Here is a 16,271-nt window from a genome sequence, read left to right on the forward strand (position 1 = left end):
GCGTCGAACTCACGGATCAGATCGAGCAGACGCGCGGTGGCGGCGTCGAGGTGGGCGGACAGCTCGGCGATCTCGTCGCCGAGCCGATCCAGCTCCTGGACGCGAGACGGAGATTCGAGAAGCGTGAACGATTCGGTCGTCATGCCGTGGCCTCCTTCCGCTGCGCCACTCTAACCCGCGAGTTCCGGGGGGCCGGAGGCGGCCGACGTCGAATGATTCACGAGCGCCGAATGATTTCTGCTGGGCGGGCCGAACGGAATGCGGAAGCGCGGACGTCCGAGCGTCAAGGCCTGCATTCCGGGAGGGCTGCATATCGGCAGAGAAGTGCCCTGGCGAAACGTGTCAAGCGAAAACTGGACGAGCGCCCGCGGTCCCTACTCGGCCAGCCACACCGTGTCGAGCTGGTTGTTCAGGTAGTGGCTCGGGGTGATGGTCCAGCCGCGCACCTTCGAGAGATGCGGCACGATGCGGTTCCACTGGAAGGTCATGATGTAGTGCACCTCCTCGTCGTAGAGCCGCTTCTCGAACGCGCGCAGGAGCTTCTTGCGCTCGTCGGGGTCGGTGGTGCGGGACTGGCGCTCGTACAGGTCGTCCATCGCGGTGTCCTTGTGACGGCTGAAGTTCACCGGCGACGTGGTCAGGAACCAGTGCAGGTCCATGTCGGGCTCGACGATGGAGTTGCAGGGCGCGTTGGTGGACACCTCGAACTCGCCGTTCTTCTGCGCCTGCAGCCACGCGGCCGACTCCAGGCTCACCTGCTTGACGTTGAGCCCGACCTGCCGCCACTGGTCGATGAGCCAGATGCCCACCGGCTCGTAGGGCTGGGGCACCGCCCGGTTCGTGAGAACGAATGAGAGGCCCTCCGCGCCCGCTTCCTTCAAGAGCCGCCGCGCCTCCGCGCGCGAGGCGTTGATGTCGGCGCCGTAGCCGGCCAGCTTCTTCAGCTCGTCCGGCGGCGTGGCCCACGGCGTGCCCGGCACCTGGATGCCCGCCACGTCCTTGACCACCGCAATGCGGGAGAGCGCGGCGGAGCCGGCGTACCGATCCAGCGCGAGGGTCAGGGCGCGGCGCACGCGCTTGTCGCCGAACGGCTTCTTCTCCTGGTTCATCGACACCTGGATCGAGCAGTTCCACGGGCTCTCCTGCACCGTGATCTTGCTGCCGAGGGCCTGCACGAGCCCGTCCCGCTGCGACGGGCTGAAGCCGCGGAACTGGATCATCGCCCGCTCGCCGCGGATGGCCGCGACCTGGGCGGAGGAGTCCTGGATGAAGATGGCCCGGAAGCCATCGAGGTAGGGCTTGCCCTTGTCCCAGTAGTCCGGGTTCTTCTTGCCGACCCAGTGCGAGCCGCGCACGTACTCGGCGAACTTGAACGGGCCGGTGCCCATCACGTTCTTCTCGTACCAGTGCATGTCCTTGGCCAGGATCTCGGCCTTGTAGATCCAGTTCCACGGCGACGCGAGGTTGGTGAGGAACGACGCCTCCGGGTACTTGAGCCGGAACACGATCGTGTCCGGATTCGGCGCCTCGACCGCCTCCACCGTGCGGTAGGCGGCCTTGCGGCTCGAGATGACGCCGGCGGGCGGGAAGATGATCTTGTCGTACGAGGCCTTGACGTCGGCCGAGGTCATCAGGCTGCCGTCGTGGAACTTCACGCCGCGCCTCAGCTTGAAGGTGTAGGTCCGCTTGTCCGGGGAGATCGTCCACGACTCGGCGAGATCGCCGATGATCTTCGTGCCGGTGCGGTCGGTGGGCTCCACCCGCAGCAGGGTGTTGTACTGCGGCGCCCCGGGATGGAGCATCCCGAAGGTCTCCTCGCGATGCGCGTCGAAGCTCGGGGGCTCCGCGGCCACCACGAAGACCAGCTCGCCGCCCGCGCGGGGCTGCTCCTGCGCGGAAGTCGGCGGGACCGAGCCGAGCGCGAGAACGAGAACGAGGCAGCCGAGGAGCGTCAGCGATCGAGTGAGCCGGCTCATGTCCGACCTCCGTTGGGTAGCTCGTGGGAGTCTAGCATCGGCTCCAGGAGCGAAGTAGGTGAGGGGCGGTTACCGCTTCAGGCGCGGGAGGAGGTGGGCGGCGGCGTCCGCCACCTGCGCGAGCTGGTCGCCGCCCGCAAAGCGCAGCGCCAGGTGCCGGGCGCCCGCGTCGATCCAGCGCTGGAGCCACTCCGCGCAGCCCTCGATCGGCCCCGCGTAGGTCGCCTGGCGCGCCATGATCGCGGCGGCCGGCGCCGCGTAGTACGTCTCGAGGAACTGGCGCAGCCGCTGCTCGGCGTTGGTCCGGTCGGCATCCAGCGCGAGGGTCACGTACGCGGCGCCCGAGACCGCGTCGGCGGCCCGGCCCGCCGAGCGCGCCGCGGCCTGGATCCCCGGGAAGTGCTCGGCGAAGAACTCCACGCTCGGCCCGGTCGGGAACCACGCGTCGAAGCGCGCGGCCTCGCGGAAGGCGGTCGGCCCGGAGCCGCCGATCCAGATGGGCGGCCCGCCGGCCCGGTGCGGCTTGGGCTCGACGGTGGCGCCGTCCAGGCTGAAGTGCTTGCCGTGGAAGGTGACCGCGTCGCGCTGCCAGAGCGCGCGGCAGATCTCGAGCGTCTCGAGGAACCGGCCCACCCGGCGATCCCACGGCACCCCGCAGGCCGCGAACTCCTTGCGGATCTGCGGCGTGTCCGCGGCGATGCCCACCCCGAGGATCACCCGTCCCTCGGCCACCTGGTCCACGGTGGCGATCAGGTGCGCGAGCACCACCGGGTTGCGCAGCGCGGGCAGCAGCACGCCGGTGCCGAGGCGCACGCGCTTCGTGCGCGCCGCGATCGCGGCCATCAGGGTGAGCGGCTCGTGGCGCGGCCGCGCGGTGATCGAATCGCCGATCCACACCGAGTCGAAGCCGGCGGCCTCGGCGCGCTCGGCCATGGTGATGAGCGGGCCCGTCTCGGGCCGGCCCGACATGATCGCCTCGCGCGTGGGAATCAGGACACCGATCTCGACGGTCATGACGATCCTCCGATCAGGGATTCGACTTCCCGGGCAAGCGGCGAGGACTCGAGCCCCTCCCGCAGGCCCGGATCGCGCGTCGCCGCGCGCAACGAGGTGATGATGTCCCACGCCGCGCGGTAGCGCGCGAGCGCGTCGTCGCGCCGGCCGCGCGCCGCGTCGAGCCGCCCCAGGGCCTCGTGGCTCAGCCAGGTCTGGCGCGGCTGGCGGATCGCGGTCGCGAGCGCCAGCGAGCGCTGCAGCGCCTCCTCCGCCTCGCCCCAGGCGTGGCGGGCGGTGGCGCTCTCCCCCTTGATCCGCCAGGCCCACGCCTCGAACTTCCGGGAGGCGGTCGGCGCCGCGAGCTCGAGGCTCTGGTCGGCCAGACGCCCCGCCCGCGCGGGATCGCCCTGGCGCAGCGCGAGCTGCCCCTGGCTCGCGTAGCAGTGGGTCGCGTAGCGCCACGTCATCCAGCGGGATGGGGGCGGATGCAGCACGATCGAATGCGATTCCGCGAGGGCCTCCGCGGCGCTCGCCAGGTCGCCCCGCGTCATGAACGCGTCGGCCTCGTTGTTCCGGATGAAGGCGCGCCGCTCGGCTCCGGTGCCGTGACCGGCCCGCGAGGAGCGGTTGGTCACCTCGTACGACAGCTCGGACAGCTCCATGCCCCGGTCGAGCGCGCCGCACTCCAGGAGCATCCACCCGAGGGTGTTCTGGAACCGCGGGATGAAGGCGTCGTCGCCGATGCGCTCGGCGAGCGCGAGCCCTTCGCTCAGCGCCACGAACGCGGCATCGTACTGGCCCAGGTCGTTCCACATCGCGCCCTGGTTCCAGAGGCAGCGGAGGAGCGGGATGACCAGGGAGTGGTCGCGGGCGAGCCGGGCGCCTTCGCTCGCCTGCTCGAGCCCCTCACGGTAGTCGCCGCGCCAGCCCGAGCGCAGGGCCAGCAAGTGCAGCGCCAGGGCCTGCCGGTTGGGGTCGCTCACCGACCGGCCGATCGCGAGCGCCCGCTCCACGTCGTCCTTCGCGGGGTCGAGATTCCCGCTCACCAGGTGGATGTACCCGCGCACGTAGAGGCCGCCGGCGAGCGGCCGCTGCGCCCCCGCGGCCTCGGCGAGCTCGATCGCCTCGCGGGCGCCCTCGAGCGCGGCGGGCAGGTCCTCCGCCCACTGGAGCGCGGAGGCGGCCTGGATCAGCGCGTTGGCCTCGGCGGAGCGATCCTCCGCGCGCCGGGCCAGCTCCACGACGGTCTCGGCGGCCTCCCGGGAGCGCGGGAAGTCGCCCACCCCGAAGAAGAGGTCCGCCCGGGCCGAGTGGATGGTTATCAGGGTCGTCACCGGGGCGCGGTCTCCGAGACGCTCGGCCGCGCCGAGCGCTTCCGCGTAGAGATCGAGCGCCTGGCGCAGGCCGAAGGCCTGGGTGGCCTTCTGGGCGGCCCGGATCAGGTAGGCAAGCGCCCGCTCCGCGTCGTCGGTGCGGGAGAAGTGATGGGCGAGAACCTCATAGTGCTCGGGGAGCCGATCGGCGTAGAGCGTCTCGATGGCCGCGCCGACGAGCCGGTGGAGCTCGCGCCGGCGCTGGACGAGCAGGGAGGCGTAGGCCACGTCCTGGGTCAGGGCGTGCTTGAAGCCGTAGGCCAGCTCGGGAAACCGTCGCCGCTCGTGAATGAGCTCGAGCGCGCTCAGCTCGCGCAGGGCGGGATCCGTGGCCTCGCCGATCTGGGACACGTGATCGACGAGACGGCGGCTGAACTCGCGCCCGATCACGGCGGCGAGCTGGAGGGTGACCTTCGGCGCCTCGGCGAGCCGGTCCACCCGGGCCGCGATCACGTCCTGGACCCGGTCGGGCACCGCGATCTGCGAGACGGGCCGGGTGAGGGCCAGCCGCCCCTCGACGGTCCGGAGCGCGCCCGTCTCCTCGAGAGAGCGGACCAGCTCCTCGACGTAGAACGGGTTGCCCTCCGCCTTGTCCGCGACGAGGGCGCGGAGCTCGTCGGGCAGCGCTTCGGCGCCCAGCACCGCCTGGGCGATGCGCGCGCTCTCCTCGCGGGAGAGCGCCCCCGGCACCACGCGCGTGAAGTAGCTCCGCTCTCCGAACGGGCTCGCGTACCCTGGGCGGTAGGTGAACACGAGCAGCGCGCGCAGGGCCGGCACGCTCTCGGTCAGGGTCGTCAGGAACTGCTCGCTCACCCCGTCGATCCAGTGCAGGTCCTCGATCACCACGACCTGCGGCCGCTTCTCGGCATTCCGGACCAGCATGCTCCGCAGCGCTTCGAAGGTCTCGGCCCGCCGCTCGGCGGGAGTCATCGAGCGCAGGTCGGCGCCCGGATCGATGGACAGGAGCGCCCGCAGATACGGCGCAACATGCGCGAGCTCCGGACTGATCGCGGCCAGGCCCCGCTCGACCTTCGCGGCGGCCGCCGCTTCCGTGTCCCCTTGCTCGATGTCGAGCTGCCGACGGAGCAGGTCGACCAGCGGATGGAAGGGCATGGCCCGGCCGAAGGACAGGCAGTGCCCTTCGTGCCACGCGGCCTCGCCGCCGATCCGCCGGCGCAGCTCGGACAGCAGGCGCGACTTGCCCATCCCGGCCTCGGCCACCAGGAAGGCCACCTGGCCCTGGCCGTCGCGGGCGCGCCCGAAGGCTTCGAGCAGCAGGCCCAGCTCTCGCTCCCGCCCCACGAACGGCGTGAGCCCGCCCTCGGCGGCGATCTCCAGCCGCGTGCGGGCCTCGTGCGCCGCCACCACCTCCCACGCGCCGACGGGCTCGGTCTTGCCCTTGACCTCCATCGGCCCCAGGGGTCGCGTCTCGAAGTAACCGCGCACCAGACGGTAGGTCGCCTCCGAGATCGTCACGCGGCCGGGCGCTCCGCCCTGCTGCATGCGCGCGGCCACGTTGGTGGCGTCGCCCACCGCGGTGTAGTCCATGCGCAGATCGCTGCCGATGCTGCCTACCACCACGAGCCCGGTGTTGAGCCCCTGCCGGGCGCCAAAACGGATCCCACGCGGGAGCAGCTCGGCCTGGTACGCCTCGAGCGCCCGCGCGATGCCGAGCGCGGCGTGCACCGCGCGGACCGCGTGGTCCTCGTGCGCGATCGGCGCCCCGAAGATCGCCATGATCCCGTCCCCCAGGAACTGGTTGACGGTGCCCTCGTAACGGTGGACCTCGGCCAGCATGGAGTCGAAGGCCCGGCTCATGATCCGGTGGACCTCCTCGGGGTCGAGGCGCTCCGAGAGCGCCGTGAAGCCGGACACGTCGACGAACAGCACCGTCACCTGCTTGCGCTCGCCCTGCAGGGCGCCGGCGCTGGTGAGGATCTTCTCGGCCAGGTGCCGTGGCGTGTAGGTGACCGGCGACGCGGAGGGAGCCGGCGACGCGGGGGCAGCGGACGCCGCCGGTGCGGCGAGGGCCGCCCCGCACTGGTGGCAGAAGCGGTTGCCCGGCGGGTTGGGAGCCTGGCACGAGGGACAGACCGCGGCCAATCGGCTCCCGCAGCCCCCGCAGAACTGGGCGCCGGCCGGATTCGTCTGGCCGCAGCCCGGGCAGGTCACGCTGTCAGGCGTCGCGCCAGGCGCTCGCCTGGTCGAGGGCGGCGGTCTGCTCGGCGTCGAGCTTCAGGTCGATCCCTCCCACCAGCTCTTTCAGCTGAGAAACGGAGGTGGCCGACGCGATCGGCGCGGTGATCCCCGGCCGGTGGGCGAGCCACGACAGCGACACCTGGGCGGCGCTGGCGTTGGCCGCCGCCGCGGCCTTCTCCACCGCGGCCAGCACCCGGAAGCCGCGCTCGTTCATGTAGGTCTTCTCGACCCCGCCGGCGCGCGCGGTCTTGGGCAGCGGCTCGCCGGAGCGGTACTTGCCCGACAGGAAGCCGCTGGCCAGCGAGGAGTACGGGATCACCCCCACCTCCTGCTCGCGGCAGAGCGGCTCCAGCTCGCGCTCGTACTCGTCGCGCATCACCAGGTTGTACTTCGGCTGCAGGCACTCGTAGCGCGCGTAGCGGTGGCGGTCGCTCTCCCACAGCGCGCGGGTCAGTCGCCACGCCGGGTAGTTCGAGGCGCCGAGGTAGCGCACCTTGCCCTGCCGGATCAGATCGTCGAAAGCCCGCAGGGTCTCCTCGAGCGGCGTGTCCTGGTCGTCCCAGTGCGCCTGGTAGAGGTCGATGTAGTCGGTCTGAAGGCGCCGCAGCGAGGCCTCGACGCCTTCCATGATGTGGGCGCGCGAGAGACCCTTGTCGTTGGGACCCGGACCCATCGGCCCGCAGACCTTGGTGGCGATCAGCACCGACGCGCGGTTCTTCCGCGCGGTCATCCAGAGGCCGAGCGCGGCCTCCGACTCCCCGCCCGTGTTGCCGGGAGCCCAGCGCGAGTAGACGTCGGCGGTGTCGATGAAGTTGCCGCCCGCCTCGCAGTAGGCGTCGAGCACCGCCTCGGAGGCCTTCTGGTCGGTGGTCCACCCGAACGTGTTGCCCCCCAGGCACAGCGCGGACACCTTGAGCCCGGTGCGGCCGAGCCGGCGCATCAGCATGATCGCTCTCCTATTTCCAGAGTTGGCGGGACGCCAGCCGCGCCCCCTCCGCCATCGACTCGAGCTTCGCCCAGACGATCTCCGGCTCCACGAGAGGCTGCGACCGCGCGAAGGTCGCGAAGCCGCAGTCGCTGCCCGCCATCACCCGCTCGCGTCCCACGACCTCCGCGTAGCACACGATCCGCTGCGCGATCAGCTCGGGGTGCTCGATGAAGTTGGTGGTGGTGTCGAGCACGCCGGGGATCAGGATCTTGTCCTCCGGTAGCTTGACCTCCCGGAACACCGCCCACTCGTGCGCGTGGCGGGGATTGGCGCCCTCGAGCGAGATGGCCTGCGGACGCGCGCGGAGGACCACCGGCAGGATCTCGCGCAGCGGGATGTCGCGGTGATGCGGGCCCTCGTAGTTGCCCCAGCAGAGGTGCAGGCGCAGCCGGTCGGGCGGGATGTCGCGAAGCGCGTGGTTGAGCGCCTCCACGTTGCCCTCGGCGATCCGCACGAACTCGGCGTTGCCGACCTCGGGGAACGCCAGATGGCGGCTCATGGCCAGGTCCGGGCAGTCGACCTGCAGGACGAAGCCGGCGCGGTGGATCGCGTCGTACTCCTCCTTCATCACGTCGACCAGCCGGGCGAGGTACGCCTCGCGGCTCGGGTAGTGCGTGTTCTGGAGGAAGTGGGCGATCACCCCCGGCGAGGCCGCGCTCATGAACGCGTCGGTGGGGACGGCGCTCTCGACGGCGGCGCGGAAATTGGCCACGTCCTTCTGCACCGCCCCGCGGTCCTTCCAGTCGATCGGGCCGTTGCAGGCCGGCCGCAGGATCGCGGCGCGGCGCTCGGCCCGCGCCGCCGCCTCCGGGAAGTCGGCCCAGTCGGCTCGCTTCGCCGCGCCGCTCTGGCCGTCGAAGCCGGTGAGCCGGTGCCGCACGTAGGTCGAGTAGCCCACCTTGCCCTGCTCGCCGTCGCTCACCACGTCGACGCCGGCGTCCACCTGCCGGCGCACGATGTCGGCGACGGCGCGGCGCACCCGCGCCTCGAGCGCGGCCGCGTCGACGGCGCCCCCGGTGTCGAGCGCGTCGAGCATCCCGGCCAGGTCGGGCGGACGCGGCAGGCTCCCGGTGTGCGTGGTGAGGATGCGGTCGATGCTCCGCTTCATGGGGCGAGCGGAATGTGACCGCACTCGCGCGAGGTTGTCAAGGACGCGGGGCCCCGCGGGCGAGACCGGCCGCCTCGCGACTACTCGATCACCTCGTCCGCCCGCTGCAGCAGCGACGGCGAGATGGTCACGCCGAGGGCCCGGGCGGTGCTGAGGTTGATCACCATGTCGAACTTCGTCGGCTGCTCCACCGGCAGCTCGCCCGTCCTGGCGCCCTTCAGGATCCGGTCCACATAGACCGCCGCGCGCCGATACATCTCGGGAATGCTCCCGCCATAGAACATGAGGCCCCCGGAGTCCACGAATTCCCGGCCTGGATACATCGAGGGCAGCCGGTGTTTCAGCGCGAAGTCGGCGATACGCACGCGGTAGGAATGGATGAGCGGATCGGCCGTGGTCATGAGCGCATCGGGTCGACGCCCGGCGAGCGCTCCGAAGACCAACTCGAAATCGTGGGAGCCTCGAAACTTGTGGGGCTCGAGCCGGACGGCCAGAGTCGCCGCCCATCGCTGGGTCTCTTCGAGAGCCAAGACGCTCCCCGCGTTCTCGGGATTGTAGATGAGGGCGACCCGAGACAGCCCCGGAAGGGCCTCCTTGAGGAGCTCCAAGCGCTTGCCGTATTCGGGGCCGATGAACGCGACCCCGGTGACGTTGCCGCCCGGGCGCGCGTAGCTCGCAACGAGGCCCGTCCGATCGGGGAACGCCACGTTGGCGAACACGATCGGGATCGTGGACGTCGACCGCTTGGCCGCCTGGGAGGCCTGCGTGCCCGCGGTGCAGAGCACCTCGACCGGACGGCGAACCAGCTCGGCCGCGAGCTCCGGCAGACGCTCGGTGTGCCCCTCGGCCCAGCGGGCCTCGACGGTGACGTTCTGACCCTCGATGTACCCGAGCTCTCGCAGGCCAGCCTGAAGGGCCTGCAGATTGGGGAGGCCCTCGGTGGCCGAGGCCGGCGATAGCACCCCGATGCGCGGCATCCGCTTGGCCGGCTGCGCACCCGCGATGAGCGGGGCGACGAGGAGGATGCCGCCGGTCATCGTCACGATGAAGGCGCGGCGAGGCATCCCGGAGGACCGCATCGGGTCCGATTGTCCCCACGTCACGCGGCGAGTCTACCAGCATTCGAGGGTGTGGCGCACTCTCCCGCCGCTCTCTTGCCCCCACCGGCGAGGATGCTACAGTCTCTTCCACACGATCGATCCCCCCTCCCGAAGGAGGATCCCATGGGACGCGCGTACCACGTCATCGACGCCGACGGCCACGTGCTGGAGCCGGTGGACATCTGGGACAAGTACATCGACCCCGCCTACCGCGACCGCGCCCCGCGCATCGTCATCGACACCGACGGCAAGGAGCGCCTGCTCGTCGAGGGACGCGTGCTCGGCAGCCAGAAGGGCTTCGGGGTGATCGGAGCCATCGGGGCGCGCCAGGGCGGCGTGCCCGAGGAGACCATGAAGTACGTGGACGGCCGGCGCGGCGGCTTCGATCCGCACGCCCGCATCCCGGACATGGATCTCGACGGCATCGACGCCGCGTTCCTGTATCCGAGCGTCGGCCTCTTCTCCGGGGCGGTGCGCGAGCCGTGCCTGGCCGCCGGCATGTGCCGCGCGTACAACCGCTGGCTCGCCGACTACTGCCAGCCCTACCCCGACCGCCTGTTCGGGGTCGCGATGCTGCCGATGCAGTCCATCGACCTGGCCATCCAGGAGATGCGCTACGCGCGGAAGGAGCTGGGCATGCGCGCGGGCTTTCTGCGCCCCAACCCCTACAACGACAAGATGCTGCACCACCCGGACTACGCGCCGTTCTGGGAAGAGGTGCAGGAGCTCGACATGGCGATCGGCCTGCACGAGGGCGCGAGCGGCGGCATGCCCCAGGTCGGAGTGGACCGGTTCGAGACGCGCGGGGCGCGGCACATCATCTCGCACACCATGGAGATGATGCTGGCCGCGATGAGCGTGATCTGGAGCGGGGTGTGCGACCGCTACCCGCGCGTGCGCATCGGCTTCATGGAATCCGGCGGCGGCTGGATCGCCCCCTGGCTCGATCGCATGGATCGCCACTTCGACGACCAGGGCTTCAACGACTCCGGGCTGTCGATGAAGCCGAGCGAGCTGTTCCAGCGCAACTGCTGGATCTCGTTCGAGCCGGTCGAGGGCTGCCTGGGCCCGCTCGCCGAGTACATCGGGCCGCACAAGATCCTGTGGGCCACCGACTACCCCCATCCCGACGGCTTCTTCCCCGGCGCGCCGCAGATGATCCGCGACCGCTCCGAGCTGTCGGAGGCCACCAGGCGCGAGATCCTGGCCGGGGGCGCGCGCGGGTTCTACCGGCTCTGAGGAGCGATCGTGACCGACCAGGCCCTGTCCGGCATCCGCATCCTGGACCTCACCCAGTTCGAGGCGGGCACCTCCTGCACCCAGCTGCTCGGCTGGCTCGGCGCCGACGTCGTCAAGATCGAGCCGCCGGGCGGCGAGCAGTCGCGGCGCAACCGACCCGAGGTGCCGGGGCTCGACGCGATGTTCTTCCTGCTCTTCAACGCCAACAAGCGTAGCGTGACGATCGACCTCAAGAAGCCGGAGGGCCACGCGCTCTTCCTGCGGCTGGTCGAGCGCGCCGACGTGGTGGTGGAGAACTTCGCGCCCGGGCTCATGGAGCGGCTCGGGCTCGACCACGAGCGCCTGAGCGCGGTGAATCCCAGGATCATCCTGGCGCGGCTGAAGGGGTTCGGGCTCTCCGGGCCGTATCACGAGTACAAGAGCTTCGACATGATCGCCCAGGCGATGGGCGGCGTGATGAGCGTCACCGGCTTCCCGGACCGCGAGCCGGTGCTCTGCGGGGCCAACATCGGCGACAGCGGGGCGGGCGTGCACCTGGCCGCCGGCATCATGGCCGCCTACATCGAGCGCCAGCGCACCGGACGCGGTCAGGTCGTCGAGGTGTCCATGCAGGAGGCGGTGGCCAACCTGATCCGCCAGCGCTACGTCGTGCACTACCGCGACGGCAAGCCGACGCCGCGGCGGGGCAACGGCGCGCCGCCCGGCGCGGTGCCCGACGGCCTCTACGCGTGCGCGCCCGGCGGCCCGAACGACTACGTGTACATCTACGTGCAGCCGATGAACCAGGGCATGTGGGAGGACTTCGCGCGGGCCATCGGCCGCGACGACCTGTTGACCGACCCGCGCTGCGCGGACGCGCCGACGCGATGGCAGCACCGCGAGGACCTGAACGGCATCGCGCGGGCGTGGACCGGCGCGCGCAGCAAGCACGAGGTGCTGGCCACCCTGGGCAAGGCGGGCGTGCCGTGCGGGGCGATCCTCGACACCCAGGAGGTGCTGGACGACCCGCACCTCAACGCGCGCGGCGCGGTCGAGACCATCGAGCATCCCACGCGCGGCCGGTTCCGCGTGCCCGGGTGCCCGATCCGCCTGTCCGACTCCGAGGCGGTGACCACGCCGCCCCCGCTCGCCGGCCAGCACACCGACGAGGTGCTGGCGGAGGTACTCGGGCTCACCGCGGACGAGGTGGCCGGCCTGCGGGCGCGCGCCGTCGTCTGAGCCGTGCGGTTCGGTCACGCGCCGTCCATCTGGGAGCAGTTCCCCCAGCTCGTCCCCGGCGTCCTGCGGGTCGGCGGCATCCACCCGAAGGCGGACGTGCAGGCGCTGATCGAGCCCTGGCACGCGCGGGCGCGCGAGCGGCTGGCGCGCGGCCCCGAGTCCGAGCTGGCCGAGATCTCCGCGTGGCGCCGCGCCTACACCCAGATGGGCCTCAAGCCCACGCAGTACCGCTCCGCTGCCGAGGCCCTGCTTCGCCGCTTCCGTCGTGACAACGACCTGCCACGCCTGCATCCGCTGGTGGATCTGGGCAACGCGCTCTCGCTCGCCTTCGCGCTGCCGGTGGCGATCTTCGACCTCGCGGGCGTCGATTCGTTCCTGGAGGTGCGCCACGCCGCGGGTGGTGAGGCGTACGACGGCTTCGGAGGCGAGACGGAGCGCGCCGAGCCGGGCGAGGTCATCTTCGCCGACGCGGCCGGCCACGCGCACGCGCGACGCTGGACGTTTCGGCAGAGCCGGCGCTCCACCGTCACCGCCGACACCCGCGAGGTCCTCATCGTCGTCGAGGGAATGCACGAGACCGCGGCCGCCGACGTGCCGGCCCTGATCGACGCGCTCGCCGGGCACATCACGGGCTGCTGGGAAGCCCCGCGGCCGCGCGCCGTGCTCTCCTCGGCATCGCCACGCATCGAGCTGCCGGCCTGAGCCCACTCTCGCCGTCCGTCCCCCGCATCGGCTCGGTGGTGCTGCAGAGCCTGCCCGCCGCGGCGGCGGTCGCGGTGTTCGGCAGCCTCTACGGCGCCGCCGCGCGCGCCTACCTCGGGGCGCCGCTGACGCTGGCCTCCTCGGTCATCGTCTACTCGGGGGCGCTGCAATTCGCGCTGGTGGCCCTGCTCGGCGCCGGCGCCACGCTCGTCCCGCTCCTGCTGACCGCGGTCGTGCTGAACCTGCGCCACCTGGTGCTGGGGGCGGCGCTGCGCTCGCGCTTCGAGAGCGGGCCGCGGCGGCGGGCCCTGCTCGCGTTCTTCCTGGTGGACGAGACGTTCGGGTTCGCCATCGCGGCCGGCAACGCGGTCGAGCCGCGCGCGGTGGGCGCCACCACCGAGCGCACGCTGCTGGTGGCCGGGCTCACGCTCTGGGTCGCGTGGCTCGTGGGCACCCTGGTCGGCGTGCTGGGCGGCGGGCTCGCCGCGGTCGAGAGCGTGGCCGGCGCGATCTTCCCGGTGCTGTTCATCGGGCTGGCCGCGCTCGCGGTGACGCGGCCGTCCCACGTGGCGCGCGCGGTCGCGGCCGCCGTGCTCACCGCGGCGGTGGCGGTGCTGCTGCCCGACCTGCGCATGCTCGCGCCGGTCATCGCGGGCGTGCTGGTGGCCTTGCCGGGTCGGGCGTCGTGAGCGCGCTGGTGCTGCTGGCGATCGCGCTGATCACCTACGGCAGCCGCGCCGCCGCGGTGGTGCTGCTGCCGCGCCCGGGCGCGCGCTTCGAGATGATCCTCTCACGCATCCCGGCCGCGATCTTCGCGAGCCTGGCGACGGCCACCCTCGTGGGCGACGGCGGCCGGCTGGCCGACGTCCCGGTGCTGGCCGCCGCGGCGGGCGCGCTGCTCGCCAGCCCGGCGCGCTCGCTGCTGCTGTGCCTGATCGGCGGCGCGATCGGCTACGCGGCGGGGGCCTGGCTCGGCTGAGCGCGCCTCAGCGCCGGCTCGGCCAGGTGCCCATGACCTGGCGGAGGATCGCGAACTCGCCGATGTGGTAGGTGTTGTGCTCGGAGACGATCAGCAGCTCGCGGATCAGCGTGTGCTGCTGCGCGTAGGGCAGCGCCGAGCCCAGCGCCACGCGCGGGTTCGCCGCGATCTTCTCGAGCGCGGCCCGGTCGCGGCGGAAGTCGGCGATCGTCTTCTTCCACGCCGCCGCGTCGGCCTCGTCGTCCGCCCTGGGCCAGTAGTCGTCGGGCCACGTGGGCAGGCGGTATTCCGGGTCCTCGATGTACTCGAGGATATCGCGCTGGGCGATCCGCATGTGCTCGAGCAGGTGCCACGGGGTGTACGGCACGTTGGGCGGGCGCGTGTTGATGTGCCGCATCGGGAAGTCGGCGACCACGTCGTCGAAGGTCATGTACGAGGGTCCGCGCACCAGGGCCCGCACCTCGGCGCGCACCGCGTCCTTCTTCACGCCGCCCTTCGCCTTCACGCCGCCCTTTGCCTTCATGCCGCCCTTTGCCTTCATGCCGGCTTTCGCGCGACTCACGGCTGCCACGTCGGCCAGCTAGGCGGCACCGGCAGCGTCTTGAGCGCGGCGGTGAACGCGCTCCAGAGGAACGCGTGCTGACCCGTTCCCGGCCCGATCAGCCCGCCACCGAACCCGAGCTGCCGCACCGCCAGACGCGACGCTTCCTGCACGTCCTCCACCGGCTCGAAGCGCCCGTCGCTCTGACGGCGGCTCAGCACCGGCGTCGGGCGCGGCTGGCCCGGTCTGAAACCGAGCAGATACTCGTGCCCGTCGTTGCCGTCGACGAGAATGCCCTTCACCGTACCCTGCCCCTTCATCCCCCCGTCCTCCTGCCCGAACACTACACTGGGGTCAGTCTTGCATTACGACATTTGGTGGCGCGCCACGATGGCCTGACGCGGCGAAAATGTCGTAATGCAAGACCTGACCCCGGGACCCCGGGACGAGGCGTTGACAAGGGCGCTTCCGGGTCTAGACTCGGTCGCCAAGGAGGCCACGCTCGTGACGACACGCAATCGCTATGCGTTCCGACTGCTTCCCGGCATGCGGCAGGGCCTCGCCAGCGAGACGCCGGTGCCCACGCGCCTCGTCTCCAACGAGGAGTTCCCGCCCCTGCCCCAGACGCCCGAGCAGCGCCGAGTCGAGAGGCTCATCCTGAGCGAAGCGGGGCGGCTCGCGCCGCGCCTCGGCCTGAGCCGCCGCGACTTCCTGCGCACGAGCGGCGGCATGGCCACGTCGCTGCTCGCGATGAACGCGGTGTTCGGCCGCTTCTGGGACGTGCAGCCGGTCGAGGCCGCCGACCCGGCCGCCTTCAAGGCACGGAGCGGGGATGCCTACTTCATCTTCGACGTGCAGCTGCACTACGTGGGCGCCGCCTACGATCCCCACGACGAGGAAGCCACCCGCAAGGGCGCGGTGAGCAAGCAGGCGCTGCTCGGGCTGCGGCAGGGCTCGCGGCGCCTGAACCCGAGGCTGGCCTCCGACCGCGGCACCATGGCCGACCTGGCGTGGGCCAACATGGTCAAGGAGGTCTTCCTCGACAGCGAGACCGACATCGGTCTCATCTCGACGCCGCCGGGGCCGTATCCGCAGGAAGCGGTCGTGCCGCCGAAGGAGATGACGCACATCCGCGACGAGATCAACCGCGTGACCCAGTCGCGTCGCATGCTCGCGCACGGGCTGATCACCCCGCAGCTGGGCCAGGTCGATCTCGACTTCATGGACCAGCAGGCCACCACCATGAAGGTCGACGCGTGGAAGGGATACACCGGCGCGGCGCCCAAGGGGTTCGACCACGGCTGGTTCGTGGACGACGAGAAGATCGCCTACCCCATGCTGGAGCGGGCCCGGAAGCTGGGCGTCAAGCGCGTGTGCCTGCACAAGGGGCTGCCGCTCGGGCCGGTGTCCGACTACAACCATCCGCGCGACGTGATCAAGGCTGCGCGCGATTTCCCGGACATCGATTTCGTGCTCTATCATGCCGGGCTGCTCACCGTGCCGCGCGCCCAGTCGGTCGACGTGCCGTGGACCAGCGAGTTCTGCCGGATGGCCAAGAAGGCGGGCGTGCAGAAGAACGTCTACATGGAGCTCGGCTCCACCTTCGGCCAGCTCGCCACCACCAATCCGACCGCGTGCGCGCATCTGCTCGGGCAGGCCATCGACGCCTTCGGCGCCGACCACGTGCTGTGGGGCACCGACTCGATCTGGTACGGCACGCCCCAGTGGCAGATCGACGCCTTCCGCCGCTTCGAGATCCCCAAGGCGCTCATCGAGGCGCACGGCTACCAGCCGCTCACCCGCCAGGTCAAGGAGCAGATCTTCGGACTCAACGCGGCGCGCCTCTTCAACG

14 protein-coding genes are annotated in these 16,271 nt (G+C 71.4%); 6 read left to right on the top strand and 8 right to left on the bottom strand.

Features of this window, described 5'->3' with window-relative positions; translation table 11 throughout:
* Positions 1-374: 374 nt before the first annotated feature.
* The 6 genes from VKN16_04185 to VKN16_04210 form a co-directional block, all read right to left on the bottom strand.
* Positions 375-1,976 carry an ABC transporter substrate-binding protein gene (locus VKN16_04185; protein HME93403.1) on the bottom strand — a complete coding sequence of 534 codons (1,602 nt, stop codon included), beginning with the start codon at positions 1,974-1,976 and terminating at the stop codon, positions 375-377.
* 69 nt (positions 1,977-2,045) lie between these two features.
* Entirely contained in the window at positions 2,046-2,990 is a 945-nt protein-coding gene (locus VKN16_04190) for an LLM class flavin-dependent oxidoreductase (protein HME93404.1), read from the bottom strand.
* Entirely contained in the window at positions 2,987-6,517 is a 3,531-nt protein-coding gene (locus VKN16_04195; GenBank protein HME93405.1) for an adenylate/guanylate cyclase domain-containing protein, read from the bottom strand. Before VKN16_04195 ends, VKN16_04190 begins: the two co-directional genes overlap by 4 nt.
* A gap of 4 nt (positions 6,518-6,521) precedes the next feature.
* Entirely contained in the window at positions 6,522-7,490 is a 969-nt protein-coding gene (locus VKN16_04200) for an aldo/keto reductase (protein HME93406.1), read from the bottom strand.
* A gap of 10 nt (positions 7,491-7,500) precedes the next feature.
* On the bottom strand, positions 7,501-8,640 hold the full coding sequence (locus VKN16_04205) for a cobalamin-independent methionine synthase II family protein (protein ID HME93407.1): 1,140 nt from the start codon (positions 8,638-8,640) through the stop codon (positions 7,501-7,503).
* Between the two features lie 80 nt (positions 8,641-8,720).
* Positions 8,721-9,704, bottom strand: coding sequence for an ABC transporter substrate-binding protein (locus VKN16_04210; GenBank protein ID HME93408.1), 984 nt, complete (start codon positions 9,702-9,704; stop codon positions 8,721-8,723).
* Positions 9,705-9,863: 159 nt separating this feature from the next.
* Here VKN16_04210 and VKN16_04215 point away from each other — a divergent pair, with 159 nt between their 5' ends.
* From VKN16_04215 to VKN16_04235, 5 genes are read left to right on the top strand one after another with little or no spacing between them, the layout of a single operon-like run.
* The gene (locus VKN16_04215) at positions 9,864-10,979 is read left to right on the top strand and encodes an amidohydrolase family protein (protein ID HME93409.1); all 1,116 of its coding nucleotides are present in this window, start codon (positions 9,864-9,866) and stop codon (positions 10,977-10,979) included.
* A gap of 9 nt (positions 10,980-10,988) precedes the next feature.
* A complete protein-coding gene (locus VKN16_04220; GenBank protein HME93410.1) occupies positions 10,989-12,197 on the top strand; it encodes a CoA transferase in 1,209 nt (402 codons plus the stop codon).
* 3 nt (positions 12,198-12,200) lie between these two features.
* The gene (locus tag VKN16_04225; protein HME93411.1) at positions 12,201-12,899 is read left to right on the top strand and encodes a phenylalanine--tRNA ligase beta subunit-related protein; all 699 of its coding nucleotides are present in this window, start codon (positions 12,201-12,203) and stop codon (positions 12,897-12,899) included.
* A gap of 35 nt (positions 12,900-12,934) precedes the next feature.
* Positions 12,935-13,588 (top strand): AzlC family ABC transporter permease, encoded by a 654-nt coding sequence (locus VKN16_04230; protein ID HME93412.1) that lies wholly within the window; start codon positions 12,935-12,937, stop codon positions 13,586-13,588.
* Positions 13,585-13,878, top strand: a complete 294-nt coding sequence (locus VKN16_04235; GenBank protein HME93413.1) for an AzlD domain-containing protein — start codon at positions 13,585-13,587, stop codon at positions 13,876-13,878. The genes VKN16_04230 and VKN16_04235 overlap by 4 nt, the downstream gene beginning before the upstream one ends.
* 7 nt (positions 13,879-13,885) lie before the next feature.
* Here the strand turns inward: VKN16_04235 and VKN16_04240 are convergent, their stop codons facing one another.
* Both VKN16_04240 and VKN16_04245 read right to left on the bottom strand, forming a co-directional pair.
* Complete coding sequence (locus tag VKN16_04240) at positions 13,886-14,440, bottom strand: DinB family protein (GenBank protein ID HME93414.1); 555 nt, start codon at positions 14,438-14,440, stop codon at positions 13,886-13,888.
* Positions 14,437-14,739 carry a hypothetical protein gene (locus VKN16_04245; GenBank protein HME93415.1) on the bottom strand — a complete coding sequence of 101 codons (303 nt, stop codon included), beginning with the start codon at positions 14,737-14,739 and terminating at the stop codon, positions 14,437-14,439. Before VKN16_04245 ends, VKN16_04240 begins: the two co-directional genes overlap by 4 nt.
* Before the next feature lie 184 nt (positions 14,740-14,923).
* Between VKN16_04245 and VKN16_04250 the strand changes: the two genes are divergently transcribed.
* Positions 14,924-16,271 (top strand): amidohydrolase family protein (locus VKN16_04250; protein HME93416.1); only part of this gene is annotated, 1,348 nt, incomplete at its 3' end.

The organism is Candidatus Methylomirabilota bacterium (assembly GCA_035315345.1).
In the GTDB taxonomy this organism is placed as follows: domain Bacteria; phylum Methylomirabilota; class Methylomirabilia; order Rokubacteriales; family CSP1-6; genus CAMLFJ01.